Below are 16804 nucleotides of genomic sequence, written 5' to 3'. Positions count from 1 at the left end.
GATTTACGCAAGAACTCTCTGAAACTCTTATTACTTCGTGTCCTTTGCGCCCTTCGCGGTTAGTTATACTAAGAAATAAAAACTATAAAATGGTAACAAAAACAGCTATCTCTTTAGCATTCATGAACTCAAAATCAGCCTTTACCTGGGAAAAAGCTAAACAGGTTGCCGAGCAAATTGTCTTCAATAATCTTGGAGAACACCTTAAAGATATTGAAATAGACGTGCTTCAAGGCTCGTGGCCGGGTCTGACTTATGAAAAGATGGCAGAGCAGTACCATCTCTCTGTAAACTATCTCAGAGGAGATGTAGGTCCTCATCTGTGGCGAAAGCTTTCAGAGGCGTTAGGGGAAGAAGTAACAAAGACTAATTTTAAAGGAGCACTGGAGAGAGCTTGGGAAAGGCAATTACCTCCACATATTCATAGCAATGTCAAGCAGCCAAAATCCCCGTTAGCAGAGCTACCGTTTCCAGACGGTTCAGTTCCTCTGGGTTCTCTTTTTTATGTGGAGCGAGATGGTCTAGAATCTGTTTGTTACGAGACAGTTGTCAAACCCGCTTCCTTAATTCGGATTAAAGCACCGAAGCTGATGGGCAAAACTTCATTGCTTACCAGGATTCTCGCTTATGCTGAATCCCAGAATTATCAAACGGTATATTTGGATTTAAGTAGTGTAGAGCGAGCAATTTTAACGGATTTAGACAAGTTCGTGCGTTGGTTGTGTTTAATGGTTGGTCGGAAGTTAAAGTTAGAAAATCGATTAAAAGATTATTGGGATACAGAAATTTTAGGGAGCAATGATAACTGCACAGTGTACTTTGAGGAATATTTATTGCCAGAAATAGATTGTCCTTTGGTATTAGGATTAGATGAAGTGGATCGGATTTTTCCTTATAACCAAGTGATTGAAGACTTTTTCGGGATGCTGCGAAGCTGGCATGAGAAAGGGAAAATTTCTGAGCAATGGAAACAACTAAGGCTGGTAATGGCACATTCTACCGAAGTTTATATTCCCTTAGACATGAACCAATCTCCCTTTAATGCGGGGCTACCAGTGCCGTTGCTGGAATTTGACCACAAGCAGGTGATAGATTTGGCTCACGTTCATGGACTGAATTGGAATGATACTCAAGTAAAGGAACTAATGAATATAGTGGGAGGACATCCTTATCTGCTACGGTTAGCAATGTACGAAGTTTACACTGCAAAGGCAACGCTAAAGCAGCTATTACAAGATGCTTCCACAGAAGCAGGAATTTACAGCAACCATCTGCGATCATACTTAGAAATGCTGCACTCAGAAGAAACTCAAGGTTTAAAAGAAGCGTTGAAAAAGGTGGTCACTTCACTTGAACCAGTGGAATTAAATTCAATGCAGATTTATAAGTTGCACAGTATGGGATTAGTGCAGCAACAGGACAATCAGGTAATGCCTAGATGCAATTTGTACCGTGAGTATTTCCACAGAGTGTTGTAAGTAGCTATCCGTCACGTAGAAATAAATTGGACTCTCCAAGACTAGCTATAAAAGTTCTTTCTGCTCAATTGTTAGTTCTTGATTTCTTGGTTTCTTAATTGGGGTTGTAATTAAATCTTCTCCAATATATGCCTTATCTCCTTTAATTTTTTGTTTGGCATCAAACTCTGAGCGATATTCTCTAAACATTGTTATATCGCTTTTTGGTCCAGGTTCACCTGCCACAACATCAACGATATCACTAGCATCAGGTAAAATAATCATTTGAGTTTTAAATGTATGATTACTCTTCTTACCTGAAAAATATTTCTTTTGTTCATTATTGTCTCCAGGTCTTTCTCTGACTTGTTCATAGCTATCTACTATTAATTCATATTCTGTGAGTATTTGTTTTACTACTTCATAGTCAGAAGCGTTTTTTTTTACTTGTTCAAGCAAACTGGATGGTAGTAATTCTCGTAAGTTAGGCAACCAATAGTTAAATATATCATTGGCGGTAGACTCGCTTACTTCAAACTGAATACCTAGAAGTTGGAAGGTTGTTAGATGCCGGAGATACACCAAAGTTAAAATGATTTGTTCGGGAATAGATAATTTTGGTTTACGACCTCCTCCACCAGCAATAATTCTAACTTTCTTAGATTCTAATGAAGCTTTTTTTTCATGATATAGACGTTCCGCGTTTAAGATTAATTGTTGTAACTGTTCATATTCCAGTCCTATTAATGTTTGTGTTTGTTTAGGATTCTCTTCAATGTAATTCAGTATATTGCTCATACTCCTGTGCCAAAATCACTCTTTAATGTTCTTTTATCATAGAATGATACTATTTTGGAGATGTCTATTAATTTATCATTCAAACTTTGGGAGAGCCATAAATTGGAAGTAACGCGTTTTGTGATGTCGGAAAAAAACAAGTGATCGCTAAATCACTTGTTTACGTATAAAAAAAAATAATACAAATAACTCAAAATTAATACTTAAATAGCTTACCGAGACTCGTATGTGGGGCGTTACATAATAGAGGGATAAATTGAGGTAATCTACTGTGCAATATCCATACTGTGGGTGGGAGCATCCCAATTTGGCAAAAATAAAAGAATCCAGATTATTCGCGAGATTGCATCGCGAATAATAAGGGGGACTCAATCTTGTGGATCTTCCTCTTCTTGCTCAGAACCAGAACTAATATCTAGTAGACAATCATCAAGGGTATCAATTATTTTCTGTATTTCATCCCAAACAGAACGTCTGAAAACAGACATAACAGCATCAATATGTTCAGGAGTACCAGCTTTGCCTAAATGCTTGTATTTACTCAGTTTTGAAGATGTCGCTTGAGGTAAGCAAGGAGTAGAAGCTTGTAATTTGTAGTACCAATACTTCTTCAGATTTTGGCGGGCTTGGTAACGCGCTACCCAAGCACCAGATGGAGCAAGATTACTCTGCTTTAATAAAAGTGATTGTTGTTTTTCTAAAGCTGTAATCGCCTTTTTAATCCGCTCAAATCGAGCTAATTTATCAAGTTCTGTATCGTTGGCTCTTGGTCTGGGCATACAAAACCACACAAACATATTCGCGATGATAACTCGCGAATAACAATCTTGTTCCTTTTTGTGGGATTTATTTGACATTACAGGTAGTGGGAGCTAGTTTGCCATTTAAGTAAGCACAACGCAAAGAGAGCATATATGGTATGAAATCATACTTCCACTGCGCCCCAACTATTTGTAGTCGCTTATCGATCTGCTTAACGGCTGACTCTACTGCTCCAGAACCAATCGAGCTTAATTGCTCGGCTTGGAAGTACATATAATTCACCAAACGATGTCTATGTTTGCGTAGGTAATTTGTAAATTGGGTAACTCCTACACATTTACTTTTGTTGAGCTTGATAATTGCTTGTTCGACTTGTCCATGCCAAAGTTCAGCCTCAATGTCTACAAGAAATTTTTTAGGAGCCTGTATTTTATACAAATTTTCTTTCAAATGATACCAATCTAGAATTTCTTGCCTAGATTCTGGGCGAGCTATTTGGGCAAATAAATTCCAAATCCCATCATGTCCATCTCCCAAACAGTAAAGAATTTTACCAATGTTTTGGCTGTTGACCCAATCAGTTAAAGAGAGATTATCTGGAAAAAATGCCCCGTAATAAATACCCTGCAATCGTCCCGTTTTATACTCTTTCCAATAAGCGGGCTGACCTTTTTTTTCCGAACGAAGTCGCACCTTTCCACCATCTAAACAGACTTCTGTTAATTTCTGTTTGACGTTCGGGGGAGATAAGTCTACTCTTTTGACTTGGCGATGGTGTGTACTATGACCAACTTCTATCCCTGTTAGAAGCTTAAGATCATTCTCTGCGTCCTGGAATGACTCGTTGGCTGCAAGTAACAAACAGCACTTTTCAAGCAATGGGCTAAATCGGCGATACGGTTCTATTCCCAGACGAGATGCCTGCTCATTTGTGACTTTAATCTTACCAACACAACTCCTTATTGTCCGTGTTTTCCCCTTTGTTGTTGCAGTCTTTTCTCCGACAAAAAAAAGGCGATTTTCGGACTGATATGTTCTAAAACTTGATCGCGTACAGATGTTTCGATGCCCTCAAATGTTTCGATTTTTTCGGGTGGGGTATTTTTATAAAGGATTTTGGCTATCTCTTTGATGTGGACTTCTAAAAGTTGTTTATCTTCTGGGGTCATTGTTTTATCCTTCTTTTAACCATACTTTCTGACTGCCATAATTTTCTCAGCTATGGACAGCATTCGTATAGTCCCCCATAATTCGCGAGTTATCATCGCGAATTATTTTTCCTTTCTTTGGTCTTCTTGCCAAATTGGGATGCTCCCCTGTGGGTCTACAGAAATCACAAAGAATGGAAAGTGTAGAGGTAAGCTGTAGGCACATCTGTACCAACTGCGACGTGTGTTCCGCACCGCTACCGCTAACGCCAATTCATTGATATATATAAATACACCCTTATCATACCAGAAGTAAATTACCATATTTCGGTATTAGTGGGATAGATTCAGATATCCAAAACCTGGATTTATTGTACAGGAAGGCTTATGATACGAGCTTTTTAGCCCAATTGCACGGAGGAAACATGAGCCTCAAGTCAGGAATTTTCATAATGAGATTTGCTGGCTTTAAGTACATTTTCTCGTCGTTTAGGTTCTTAACCTGATTTATTCCTATTTTTTTTAATTTCTTACCTATCAATCCTGATTTGTTATCTTCGATTAATTTAATACCTAATTTTATATAAAATATTTTCCTGACTTTTTCCAATTGTATTCTAGTTTTATTTCGATAATCATAGTAAATGTAAATAGTTATTCGGAGAAAATTGCTGACAATTGAGCAACCATTGTTCTTTTTTTAATTCTGCATTGAGTGAGTTTAAATACTTTTTAATTCAGTCCAAATGCATCTAAATTACTCTTACTATTAACCAAATTTAATAAATAACGAAAAAATCGGTATTTATTGTTTGGTTTAGTTTGAGACATTCAAAGTGATTACCTAAAATTGTGTAAATAAATGGTACTAATTATCTGTTAAGTCGCACAATTTTAGACGTTGTTTCTGATTTAGGATTGCCATAGCAAATTCTAACAAAAGGAAAATCTATGAATGTTGAAGAAGTTCTCAACTTTACTGATGCCTTAATATTCGCAAAGAAGGGTAGACATCTAAGTGACGTTCAACAGGTAATAATTCAGGCAGCCTGGTCTGGGACACGTCAGTGTTATGACCAGATAGCACAAACAAACGGTTATTCCCCTAATTACCTTAAGCAAGATGCTGGCCCTAAATTATGGCAACTACTTTCAGATATCTTTGGCGAAAAGATTAAAAAAAGCAATTTTCGCACCGCAGTTGAGCGGCAAGCGGGTTTAGTGTCTCATGAAAGCGGAGTCATTCATCAAGACCAAATCTATCTGACCGACCGATGCCAAGATTGGGGCGAGGCACCTGATGTTTCAATTTTCTATGGTCGCAGCAATGAACTGGTTCAGCTAGAACAATGGATTGTTACTGAGCGCTGCCGCATAGTAGGGCTTGTAGGCATGGGGGGAATTGGCAAAACCCATCTGTCTGTAAAATTAGCTGAACAAATTCAAGAGCAATTTGATTATGTCATTTGGCGATCGCTACGTAATGCCCCATCCCTAAACCAGATTCTAGAATATTTACTCCAATTTATTGCCAACATTCAGGAAACAGATTTACCAGCAACCGTAGATGAAAAAATTTCACTCCTGATTAATTATTTACGAAACCATCGATGTTTATTAATACTGGATGATGTTGAGACGATTTTGTGCAGTGGTGACTGTACGGGCTTTTACAAACAAGATTATGAAGATTATGGCGACTTCTTCAGACGCTTGGGAGAATGCCGCCACAACAGCTGCTTGGTAGTCATCAGCCGGGAAAAACCTAAAGAAATTTTTGTAATGCAAGGGGAAACCATGCCAGTTCGCTGCTTTAATTTACGCGGTTTAAATGTATCAGCTGGATTGCAGATACTTCAACTTAAGGGTTGTTGCTGCAACTTGGATGCTGAATGTACAGTCCTAGTTAAAAAATATTCAAGTAATCCACTGGCATTAAAGATGGTGGCAGAAGTAATTCAACAATTATTTGAGGGCAACATAGGGGAATTTATTAAATATAATACCTTAGTTATTGATGAAATTCGCGCTCTCCTACAGCAGCACCTAAATCGATTATCAGAGTTAGGAAACACCATTTTGTACTGGTTGGCAATTAATCGAGAACCAGTTTCTATTGGGGAATTGCAATCAGATATTTATCCGGTCTTATCTCAAGAAATCTTAATAAAAATTTTGAATTCTCTGGTTCAGCGTTCATTGATCGAAACGAGGGAAAACCATTTTTATTTGCAGTCATTGCTGATGGAATATATGAGTAGCTTGTTGATTGAGCGGATTTGTGAAGAAGTTGAGACTGGGAAACTAGTTTTGCTCAAGAGCCATGCTTTGCTCAAGGCTGAGGCTAAAGATTATATTAGAAACACTCAAATTAATTTCATCATTCAACCTATTTTACATAGACTGCTAGCTGTTTTTAAAAATAAAATTAATCTGGAAATTCGGCTTGAGGAAATTCTGTCAAAACTGCAAGTATACTCTTCGCAAGAATCCGGCTATGCTGCCGGAAATATCCTGAATCTCCTTTGTGAACTTCAGACAAATTTAAATGGCTATGATTTTTCTGATTTAAATGTTCAGCAAGCGTATTTACAGAATATAAATTTACACGATGTCAACTTGACTGGTGCTGTGATCGCTAAGTCAGTTTTTGCTTATTCTACTACGAACTCATGAACAAACCACGATTTAAACCTCATTTTCACGTTGAAATTGTTCCACCTGAGACTGTTTACTTATTAAGTGAACAGTCTTATATTGCCCTAAAGGGAAGTCTTTACTGTCAACTAGCTTCTATGCTGGATGGTAATCATAGTGTCGAAGAAATAATCAGTAAGTTAAATAATAAAATTCCTTTTACTAGCATTTACTACGCTCTCAACCAGCTTAAAAGCAAAGATTACATTACAGAAGCTGTCGATTCTATTTCCCCAGAAGTTGCAGCATTCTGGAGTCTACTCAACATAGACCCCCAAGTGTCCTTCAACGGCTTGCAGGAAACTTTTGTATCTGTAATTTCCTTTGGCAATGTACCAACTGAGCCTTTGATTGTTGCTTTGGAATCTCTAGGTATTCAAGTACGTTCTTCGCGATCGCATCAAGGTTTAAAATCCCTAGCAGTTGTGTTAACCAATGATTACCTACAGTCAGATTTGCGTGATTTCAATCAAGCAGCCATTGATGCCAACCAACCGTGGGTACTGGTCAAGCCTGTTGGGGTTGAACTATGGATAGGCCCGATTTTTTACCCAGGCAGAACAGGTTGTTGGCAATGTTTAGCCCAACGTCTTTATGGTAATCGGGAAGTTGAAACCGCAATCCGACAACAACTCGGCTCTCTTGAGAGTATTCCCACCTCCCGTGCCATTTTGCCCTCCACACTCCAAATTGGGCTAAACCTTGCAGCGACAGAAATTCTCAAGTGGATTGTTCTTGAAGACATACAAAAAAACTCAATCCCTACTTTGGAAGGCAAAGTTATTACTTTTAACTCAGCCAAGCTGGAACTACAAACCCATATCCTTACCAAACGTCCTCAATGCGCTGTTTGTGGAGATATTTATCGACAAGATAAACCCAAACCGATTATTCTTACAAGTCGTAAAAAGCAGTTTACTACTGATGGTGGTCATCGAATTTTCTCCCCAGAGCAAACTCTCAAGCATTACGAGCATCACATTAGCCCAATTACAGGTGTCGTCAGTGCTTTGGTACGTACTTCTGAGTCTAATAGTAACTTGCTTCATAGCTATTTAGCTGTCCACAACTTTGGTACTGCAACCGATCTACAAAGCTTGCGTCATTTACTACACAATAAAGCAGCCGGAAAGGGAAAGACCGATCAACAAGCTAGAGCTAGTGGCTTTTGTGAGGCGATCGAACGCTATTGTGGAGTTTATCAAGGTGACGAAATCCGGGTCAAAAGTACTTATGCTCAGTTGGTATCCGCGATTCATTCTTCTGTATGTCTGCAATTTAGTCCAATCCAGTACCAAAACCGTGCAGTCTTGAATCAGAAATTTGGGGTAGATTTTATCCCAGAACCCTTTGACGAAACTAAGGAAATTGAGTGGACTCCAGTCTGGTCTTTAACGCAACAAACCTTTAGATATTTGCCCACAGCTTTATGCTACTACAATTATCCTCTACCCCCAGATCATTTGTTTGGTTTTGCCAACTCTAACGGCAACGCTGCTGGCAATACCTTGGAAGAAGCCATTCTTCAAGGCTTTATGGAATTGGTCGAGCGGGATAGTGTCAGTATTTGGTGGTACAATCGCCTGAATCGTCCTGCTGTAGACCTAGCTAGTTTTCAAGACCCCTATCTGCTAGAATTGCAAGCTTATTACAAAAGCCTAAAACGGGAATTTTGGGTACTTGACTTGACATCTGATTTGGAAATTCCTGTCTTTGCAGCAGTTTCTCGTTGCACAGATGAAGCTGAGAAAATTGTCGCAGGCTACGGATGTCATTTTGATGCCAAAATAGCGTTATTGCGGGCTGTGACGGAAATGAACCAATTCTTGACAAGAGTTGAGACACAATACCCAAGAAAGACTGAAGGGGAACTCCACGAATGGCTAACATTTGCGGCGATCGCAAATCAACCTTACCTAACACCAAATCACCTTGCGCCAAAAGTTTACACAGATTATCCGCAACATTACAGTGACGATCTTCAAGAAGATGTACTCAGATGTGTAGCAATAGCCAAGCAGCATAATTTAGAAACTTTGGTGCTGGATCAAACTCGTCCAGACATTGGACTGAATGTGGTGAAGGTAATTGTACCAGAATTAAGACATTTTTTGCCTCGGTTTGGTTCTGGAAGACTTTACGACGTACCAGTAAAAATGGGCTGGCTGCCAGCACCTTTATTAGAGGAACAAATGAATAAAATCTCAATGCCTTTTTGATAGATATGTCCGAAGCTTTTACCCTCTCCTTCAGAAAGGACATTTCTCTAGTCGAATTACCGCAAAATAAGGAAATTATTCTCCAAAGCAGTACGCGCAAATTGACATTTTCTCAACCTGCCTCTGGCTTGCGAGTAGCTTTGAAAACTCTCTACGATACTGGAGGCACTGCGGTTGAACTCAAACAACTGGTGCAGCAAGCTGATGGAATTTATGGAATGCTCGAGTTCCATTCCTATTTGCAAAAATTCATCAGTTTAGGCTGGATTTGTCATTCAGTCTTACCTTTTGCTACTGCTATTCTTCAATGCGAGTACGAGTTTTCTGCTCCAGTTGTAAATTGGCAAGAACATTTCACCTTGTCTCGCTTTGCCTATCTCCACCAAGTAGAAGAGCAAATGGTATTAGAATCACCCTTGTCCAAAGCCAAAGTGATTTTATCAGATTGGCGTGGTGTAGCAATAATTGCAAAGCTATCTCAATCTCAATCTTGTAGTAATTTAGTATTAGAAATTCCTGGCATCACATTTGAGATTGCTCAACAATTTATCAGCTTACTTTTGGCTACCCAAATGTTATCACAAGAAACATACAAAGAGGTTGAAAATACTACTCTTGCTCAATGGGATTTTCATGATTTACTCTTTCATACCCGTAGCCGTCAGGGAAGACATACCAATCCTACCGGGGGTACTTATCGTTTCTTAGGAAAAATAGAGCCACAGCCAGTTGTAAAACCCCCAATGTCAAAAACTGTGGTTCAACTGTATCAACCCAATCTTGAACGCCTCAAAACTACTGATATTCCCTTGACAGATGTTTTGGAGTCAAGACATTCAATCAGAAATTATCACTCTTGTCCTATTACTGCACAACAGTTAGGAGAGTTTCTTTATCGCACTGCCAGAGTCAAAAACCTCAATGGAGAATACAGCAGCCGTCCTTATCCATCTGGGGGTGGATTGTACGAATTGGAACTTTATCTTGTTATTAATACATGTTATGGGATTAGTTCAGGACTGTATTATTACAATCCCCTAGCACATCAACTAGAACAGCTTTGTGAGAGAACCAAAGATGTAGAAGCACTGCTCAAGGATGCTTGGGGAGCTAGTGGGCAGCAGGATATACCACAGGTTTTGATTGTTTTCACTGCCCGATTTCAACGGTTGTCATGGAAGTATGAAGCGATCGCCTATTCACTGATCCTCAAACATGTCGGTGTTTTGTACCAAACTATGTACCTGGTAGCAACTGCCATGAATCTTGCTCCCTGCGCTCTAGGTTCAGGTAATGCCGATTTATTTGCTAAAGCCGCACTTACTGATTACTACACCGAGTCATCAGTAGGAGAATTTATGTTGGGTAGTAAGTCAATGCAGTAAGTTGACTTCCACAAGATTGAATGGAAAAAATCCCTTTCCTTAACTTATGTTAGGAAAGGGAAGAAAGTATTGTTTGGCTAAATTTAGCAAACTTTAAGGTGTATCCTTTTCATTTAACTATTTTGTTCAGCGATGTGAGTTGCTACTTTGGTTGCTCCTCCGACTACAGGACCAATAAGTGTTCCAATCACAGCAGGAGTACAAAATCCACCCGCAACAGCTTCTAGTTCCTCCTCATTCAGTTCTCCTGCATTTTGTCTTTGTTGAAATTCGCTCTGGCGGTTCTGAATTTCTGCCTGAAGTTCATCGGGAGTAAATTGATAACCGTGTTTGGTAGCCAAATTGGTAGCAGCTTGTAGGTTGTTTCCTGCTTCTAGAGCTTTAGCGAACTCCTGTTGAAGTTGTGATTGTTCAGTGACTTTTTGCAAGAATTGACTAACAGCTTGTGTACTCATAACAGAAATCTCCTTAACGTTGTTACTTTTATTTTATTAGAAAATATGAAAACAAATAGCTCCAGAATTAAGGTTTGTTCAGGATAAAATTTAGTAATTAACTTGGAATTTTTTCATAAAAAGTAAGTCTTTTTAAGGCTTGTTTAATAATTTAATAATGAGGTTTTTAAACCAATTCGCAATTACGTTTTGTGACAGGGATTTAAACCCCGACACAAAACACGCTGCTTATTATTTGCAGAGAACTTTAACCCAAAGGCGGTTAAACAAATAACATATTAAGTACAATGCTATAATTAAACTAAATCCTATTTGTATAACCCCTGTAAAGGCCCTAAAAACGCCGATAATTCGTAGAGTGTGCGTAAGTCACAATAATCTAAAATCTAATAATGGTATAGGTTGAGTACCACAATATTGAATGTAGAAAATCCCTTTATTAACGCAAGTTCAAGAAAGGGAATAAAGTATTGTCTGGCTCAATTGACCAAAGTTTAAGGTCTATCCTTTTTACTTGTCAATGAGCTTAGTTACTAGATTGGCTCCTGCACCAACTATTCCTATAACAGGAGTACATAATCCGCCTGCAACAGCTTCTAGTTCCTCCTCATTCAGTTCTCCTGCATTTTGTCTTTGTTGAAATTCGCTCTGGCGGTTCTGAATTTCTGCCTGAAGTTCATCGGGAGTAAATTGATAACCGTGTTTGGCAGCCAAATTGGTAGCAGCTTGTAGGTTGTTTCCTGCTTCTAGGGCTTTAGCGAACTCCTGTTGAAGTTGTGGTTCTTCAGTGACTTTTTGCAAGAATTGATTAACAGCTTGTGTACTCATAACAGAAATCTCCTTAACTTTGACATTTTTAATCTATTAAAAAATATTCAATAAGTCAATTCATAAAACTTAGATTAGTTCAGGAGTATTTTTAATACTTAATTTGGTAAATTATTCATAAAAATTGAGTTTTGCCCAGTAAATACTCAAAAAACTAATAATTAGGCAAATAAACACAATACATTAATTACAATACTATAAATAAATAGACTAAATCTTATTTTTGTAATCTTCTTGAAAAACAACATATAATTTAGAGTCCTGCCGAAATTACGTCTCTAGAAAATAGGTGCTTTTCAGGTGTAGGTTTGGTATTAGAAGATGAAAATAGTCAATTTTCCTTTGTAAAGTTGCATTTGTATTTAATAGTATTGTGTAAACAATCGCCTATGTCACCACATAATTACACCTTAGAGCTAACATCACTTGTTGCTAAAGCTAGTACTCTAGCAGAACGTTTAAATAATTCTTCTCTTTCTCAAGTCACTGACAAAGATGAAACACAGATTTCAGAACGCTTAGAGCGATGGTGTCAGGTTGTGGCTCAGGGCAAATTAGCCAAATTCCAGAGGCGTTTAGCGTGCCTCGGATTAGACATTGACACTATTCGCCCTCTGTTGGTTAATGCTTACTCTAATGAGCAGCAACCGCTACCCTCATGGGCAACTACTCTCGAACAGGTAATCCAGACTGCACAGAACCTTGGAGACAAGCATTGGTATCCTTACCGTTACTTGAACCCAGAAAAGCCGGTTCCTTTTGAGCCAATCTATGTTCCCTGCTTGCAAGTAGCAACACAACTACTTTTGGCACAAGTAGGCGATCGCTTAAAATTACTGACAGATAGTGCAATGGCAGCGTTAGAGCGAGAGCTTGTGTTACAACTTAGCGTTTTGTGTTCTTCGACTCTGATGGAGGAATTCTCAACATTTCGCTCATCGGGAAACGCCGTGCGCGACTTCTTATTACTCTGCGTCAAGAGTCCTAACAGCAAGGAAAAGTACTATGCCTTTATTGATAAATTATTTCAAGATGGCTTACTGTCGTTATTTCAGGAATATAGTGTCTTGGGACGACTAGTAGCCACTGCAATTGATTTCTGGGTAGAAGCCACCACCGAATTCCTCAACTCATTAGCAACAGACTGGTCTGATATTGAGCAATGCTTCGGGGGAGACACACCATTAAAGCAAGTTATGGCGGTAAAACCAGGCTTGTCAGATCCCCACAATCGGGGAAGATCTGTGATTGCCCTCACTTTTGACACGGGAATGCAATTAGTTTACAAACCCAAAGATTTTGGCTTAGATGTTGCTTATTATACTTTTCTGGAATGGTGCAACAGCCACACTACCCTTTTACCCTTCAAAGTTATCCAAGTCCTGAACCGTTCTACCTACGGTTGGGTGGAATATGTGGAATCGCAGCCTTGTGAAGATGAAAGCGCTGTTCGACGCTTTTACCAACGCTCAGGAATGTTGCTGTGCCTAATCCACACCTTAGAAGGGACAGACTGCCACTCTGGAAACTTAATTGCCAATGGAGAACAGCCAGTATTAGTGGATCTAGAAACCCTATTGCATCATCGCAATAAAAGTATGGGTTCGAGCGAGTCTGATGCGACAATGTTGGTAGAAAAGCAGCTAGCGGAATCAGTATTACGTACCTGGATTCTACCCCAGTGGGGCATATTCCAAAATGACCAGTTAACAGTCGATCTTAGTGGCTTGGGAGGAGTTGAGGAGCAAAAGGTGTTGACTACTCGTATACAAAATATCAACACAGATGCGATGAATGTGGGTTATGAAACAGTTGTCCTTAAGGAAGCCAACGTGCCGACAATCAGAGGGATTTCTCTTTCCCCAGACGATTACTTAGAAGATTTGGTAGCGGGATTCGAGCAGATGTACCGCCTGCTGTTTTCCCATCAAGCAGTTCTGTTAGCCCCAACAAGTCCCTTAATGATTCTGGCACATCAGAAAGTCCGGTATGTGTTTCGCTCCACCAGAATTTATCATCGCATTCTGCAAAACTCTTATGCTCCAAGTTTATTGCGATTTGGTATTGACCGCAGTATTGCCCTTGATGTTTTGAGTCGAGCTTTTCTAACGTGGGAACAAAAGCCTGTCTTCTGGTCGATACTGGCAGCTGAATTACAAGCTGTGGAACAATCAGACATCCCCATATTTACTGTTTTATCCTCAAGCGATAGCCTTGAGCTACCCAAAGGTGTAATCATCCCAGAACTATTTGAAGAACCAAGCTTCAAGCGAGTGCTGAGGCGGCTTTCAAGTTTGAATGAAGCCGACTTGGCTCAACAAATAGAAATCATCAGGGGTTCTTTCTACTCACGGTTTGTGAGGGAACCGAATCTGGTTTCTTTTCAGGTAGTTAGCACTCCTGCAAAAGAAGTAATGCCTTTGACAAAAGAACAGTTAGTGCAACAGGCAATTACTATAGCTGTATATCTGCGACAACGTGCGATCTGTGCCGCTGATGGCAGCGTTAGCTGGATAAGCTTGAAATACAGAGCTAACACCCAAGGTTTCCAGCTTCAAAGTCTGGGTGTTAGTTTATACGATGGTAGTTCTGGTGTCGCTCTATTCCTCGCAGCTTTGGCAAAAGTTACAGGTAACTCAGAGTGGCATGAGTTAGCTTTAAGAACTTTACAGCCTCTATGCAAAGTTCTTCAAGATTCAAACCCTGAAAATGCAGCGAGATTGACAAGGCAAGTGGGGATGAGTGGAACTACTGGGCTAGGTTCGATCGCCTACGCCCTCGCACAGATTAGCCAACTTCTGCAAGAACCAGCACTACTGCAAGATGCCCTTAAAGCTGCTGCCCTAATTACTCCAGATTTGATCGCTGCTGACAAATCCTTCGACATTATGGCAGGTGCAGCAGGAACAATTCTTAGTCTTTTAGCACTGCCAGCATCAACTTCCTTGGAAATGGCGATCGCCTGTGGTGAGCATCTGCTTCAGCATCAAACTAGCACTGACAATTGTCCTAAGGCTTGGAAAAACTCAGCAGGCAAACAACTGACTGGTTTTTCTCAAGGCGCAGCAGGAATCGCCTATGCTCTTGTGCGGTTATATGCAGTAACGCAAGATTCCCGGTTTCTTGATGCAGCAAATGAAGCGATCGCCTACGAACAGAGTGTTTTCTCTACTGAAGCTCAAAATTGGCCTGACTTGGGATTTGAAGAACCTTGTTTGAGAGTAAGTTGGGCAAATGGTGCTGCTGGAATTGGATTAGGGCGATTGGGAGGATTATCCGTTTTGGATACTGTAGAAATTCGTCAGGAGATTGCTATTGCCTTAGAAACCACTATAAAATTTGCGATCTCAAATGTGGATAATCTCTGCTGGGGTAATTTAGGTCGGATAGAGACTTTGCTGGTAGCCGCCCAAAAGCTAAACCGACCAGACCTTTTAGAGGATGTTCATCAAGCAGTTACCCATATACTCACCCAAGTCCAAGCTCAAGGTACATTTACTCTTTTCCCCGATTTACCACCAAAAGTTTACAACCCTGGGTTTTTTCATGGCGCTACCGGCATTGGTTATCAACTCTTACGAATTGCCTATCCCAGTTTGTTGCCGTCTGTTTTGCGGTTGTCTATGCAAAAAACAGCACAACAACATTAAACACCTTCGCGTAGCGTCTCGAAGAGAAGGCATCAATTCCACAAATCTTGTGTAGCTGACTAAATTGGGAAATGCTCTATGCCAACTTTGAAGTACATCACATCCAGTGTATAAAATTCTTTAAAGGTTTTGTAACCACTGCCATGAAAGGCAATGACTGAATGGCACTAAGAAAAGCGTAAATCCCTGGTATTCCTGGATGAAAGGGTGTCGGGTGTCGGCTGTGGTGAATTAAAAAGATATTGAACTCCTTGACGTACCTGGCATTCAATTATCTTAAACACTACACCCTATACCCTACCCCCAACACCTTGCCCTTACTAGGTTTCACATGAGTCTTCGTGCCATTCGGCAATGACTATTTATCAGTATTTAACAAACAATTAAGCAGAAGGATTAGAGTTAAATCTTACACTTGCGTACTGTAGTTTCCCTTTTTTCTTCTTCTTTGAACTCTATCAATGACAGCATAGGCACTTGTTGAACTCATCCTCAAAAGTTTTCGAGGCAAGTTCATCTTTTTTGAGGCGTTGCCACTCCAATTCAATTGGATTCATCTCAGAACAATATTTGGGTAAAAAGAAGATGTACAAACCCATGTCTTCCCACTTTGACCATAACTGCTGTACCTCTTTGCACCTATGTATTGGGGCGTTATCCTGCACTATGACTCTCATGCATCCAAACTTTTCAGCTTCATCTGCTTCTTGCTCCATAATCTGAATATAATATTTGCGTGAAATGCCTCCAATTACCAGACCGTACACAAAACTAATTAAGGGTTGAAGAAAGCTAATAATACTTAACCTTCGACCCCAACACTGGCTTTGTTCTAAACATTTTTGCTTGCCTCGCAAGTAATAGCTATAGCTTGGTTCACACCAAGCACAAAACTCTGATTTATCCACATACTTTAAATCTATTTCTCCAGCAGCAGCAGATATTTTCAACATTTCTAAGTCTGCCTGTTTGATTTGTTGTAATACTGGGTCTTATTTTGCTTTGTGGATATTAAAAGTTAGTTTCCAAATACACCCTTTTTTTTATTACCTATCTTAACTATAGGGCTCCTATTTGATTTTTGAAAAAGCTCCGTACATCTGAAGAGTGGCAAAATCAAAGGTAGTGTGTCGAATAAACCATTCAAACATCCATGTCAAATGTGAGAATGTTGGAATTAAGGCACAAAAACGCCGTACCCACGTTTTGGCTTGTAACCAAATATCCTCAATAGGATTTTGTTCTGGACAATTGGGTGCAAAACGAACGCAGCGTATTTTCCATTGGTCAATACTCATCAATTAATAATACCCTCAATTTTCCGGTTTCGATTTCGGAACGCTTGCTTGCCAGTAGTGTTTCAATCTCCTTTTTTTTTCTGCCACCGCCTCTGGGTTGGCTTTGG

Annotated in this window: 12 protein-coding genes and 2 pseudogenes; 5 read left to right on the top strand and 9 right to left on the bottom strand. The window is 39.7% G+C overall.

Annotated features, from left to right (window positions below; translation table 11 throughout):
- Positions 1-89 precede the first annotated feature (89 nt).
- Entirely contained in the window at positions 90-1478 is a 1389-nt protein-coding gene (locus tag H6G97_RS25750; protein ID WP_242055218.1) for an AAA-like domain-containing protein, read from the top strand.
- A 45-nt stretch (positions 1479-1523) separates the two neighbouring features.
- On the opposite strand, the gene H6G97_RS25745 is transcribed toward H6G97_RS25750, so the two are convergent.
- The 4 genes from H6G97_RS25745 to H6G97_RS25730 form a co-directional block, all read right to left on the bottom strand.
- On the bottom strand, positions 1524-2255 hold the full coding sequence (locus tag H6G97_RS25745) for a transposase family protein (RefSeq protein WP_190943450.1): 732 nt from the start codon (positions 2253-2255) through the stop codon (positions 1524-1526).
- A 368-nt stretch (positions 2256-2623) separates the two neighbouring features.
- The gene (locus H6G97_RS25740; protein ID WP_190943449.1) at positions 2624-3034 is read right to left on the bottom strand and encodes a transposase; all 411 of its coding nucleotides are present in this window, start codon (positions 3032-3034) and stop codon (positions 2624-2626) included.
- Positions 3035-3101: 67 nt separating this feature from the next.
- Positions 3102-4186 (bottom strand): ISKra4 family transposase gene (locus tag H6G97_RS25735; RefSeq protein ID WP_242055216.1). Its coding sequence is split into 2 segments (ribosomal slippage): positions 3102-4028 and positions 4031-4186, totalling 1083 coding nucleotides; the frame shifts between segments, so codons are not numbered across the junction.
- A gap of 102 nt (positions 4187-4288) precedes the next feature.
- Entirely contained in the window at positions 4289-4489 is a 201-nt protein-coding gene (locus H6G97_RS25730; protein ID WP_190943447.1) for a hypothetical protein, read from the bottom strand.
- A gap of 627 nt (positions 4490-5116) precedes the next feature.
- Here H6G97_RS25730 and H6G97_RS25725 point away from each other — a divergent pair.
- Genes H6G97_RS25725 through H6G97_RS25715 form a run of 3 tightly spaced genes read left to right on the top strand, consistent with a single transcriptional unit; the run spans position 5117 to position 10466 of the window.
- A complete protein-coding gene (locus H6G97_RS25725; protein ID WP_190943446.1) occupies positions 5117-6841 on the top strand; it encodes a helix-turn-helix domain-containing protein in 1725 nt (574 codons plus the stop codon).
- On the top strand, positions 6838-9081 hold the full coding sequence (locus H6G97_RS25720; protein ID WP_190943445.1) for a TOMM precursor leader peptide-binding protein: 2244 nt from the start codon (positions 6838-6840) through the stop codon (positions 9079-9081). Before H6G97_RS25725 ends, H6G97_RS25720 begins: the two co-directional genes overlap by 4 nt.
- Before the next feature lie 5 nt (positions 9082-9086).
- Complete coding sequence (locus H6G97_RS25715) at positions 9087-10466, top strand: SagB family peptide dehydrogenase (RefSeq protein ID WP_190943444.1); 1380 nt, start codon at positions 9087-9089, stop codon at positions 10464-10466.
- Positions 10467-10579: 113 nt separating this feature from the next.
- Here the strand turns inward: H6G97_RS25715 and H6G97_RS25710 are convergent, their stop codons facing one another.
- Positions 10580-10921: a Nif11-like leader peptide family RiPP precursor gene (locus H6G97_RS25710; RefSeq protein ID WP_190943443.1), complete on the bottom strand. Its 342-nt coding sequence runs from the start codon at positions 10919-10921 to the stop codon at positions 10580-10582.
- 510 nt (positions 10922-11431) lie between these two features.
- Positions 11432-11749, bottom strand: a complete 318-nt coding sequence (locus H6G97_RS25705; RefSeq protein WP_190943442.1) for a Nif11-like leader peptide family natural product precursor — start codon at positions 11747-11749, stop codon at positions 11432-11434.
- A gap of 389 nt (positions 11750-12138) precedes the next feature.
- On the opposite strand from H6G97_RS25705, the gene H6G97_RS25700 reads away from it, so the two are divergent.
- Positions 12139-15399 carry a type 2 lanthipeptide synthetase LanM family protein gene (locus H6G97_RS25700; protein ID WP_190943441.1) on the top strand — a complete coding sequence of 1087 codons (3261 nt, stop codon included), beginning with the start codon at positions 12139-12141 and terminating at the stop codon, positions 15397-15399.
- Here the strand turns inward: H6G97_RS25700 and H6G97_RS56065 are convergent.
- The 3 genes and pseudogenes from H6G97_RS56065 to H6G97_RS25690 form a co-directional block, all read right to left on the bottom strand.
- Positions 15376-15557 (bottom strand): annotated as a pseudogene (locus H6G97_RS56065) (hypothetical protein); the annotation flags it as partial. The gene H6G97_RS25700 and the pseudogene H6G97_RS56065 overlap by 24 nt on opposite strands.
- 300 nt (positions 15558-15857) lie before the next feature.
- Positions 15858-16352: a transposase gene (locus tag H6G97_RS25695; protein ID WP_190943440.1), complete on the bottom strand. Its 495-nt coding sequence runs from the start codon at positions 16350-16352 to the stop codon at positions 15858-15860.
- A 117-nt stretch (positions 16353-16469) separates the two neighbouring features.
- Positions 16470-16688, bottom strand: a pseudogene (locus H6G97_RS25690) (IS630 family transposase); the annotation flags it as partial.
- Between the last annotated feature and the right edge of the window lie 116 nt (positions 16689-16804).

The organism is Nostoc flagelliforme FACHB-838 (assembly GCF_014698065.1).
In the GTDB taxonomy this organism is placed as follows: Bacteria; Cyanobacteriota; Cyanobacteriia; order Cyanobacteriales; family Nostocaceae; genus Nostoc; species Nostoc flagelliforme_B.
This window is presented reverse-complemented; position numbering and strand designations above follow the sequence as displayed.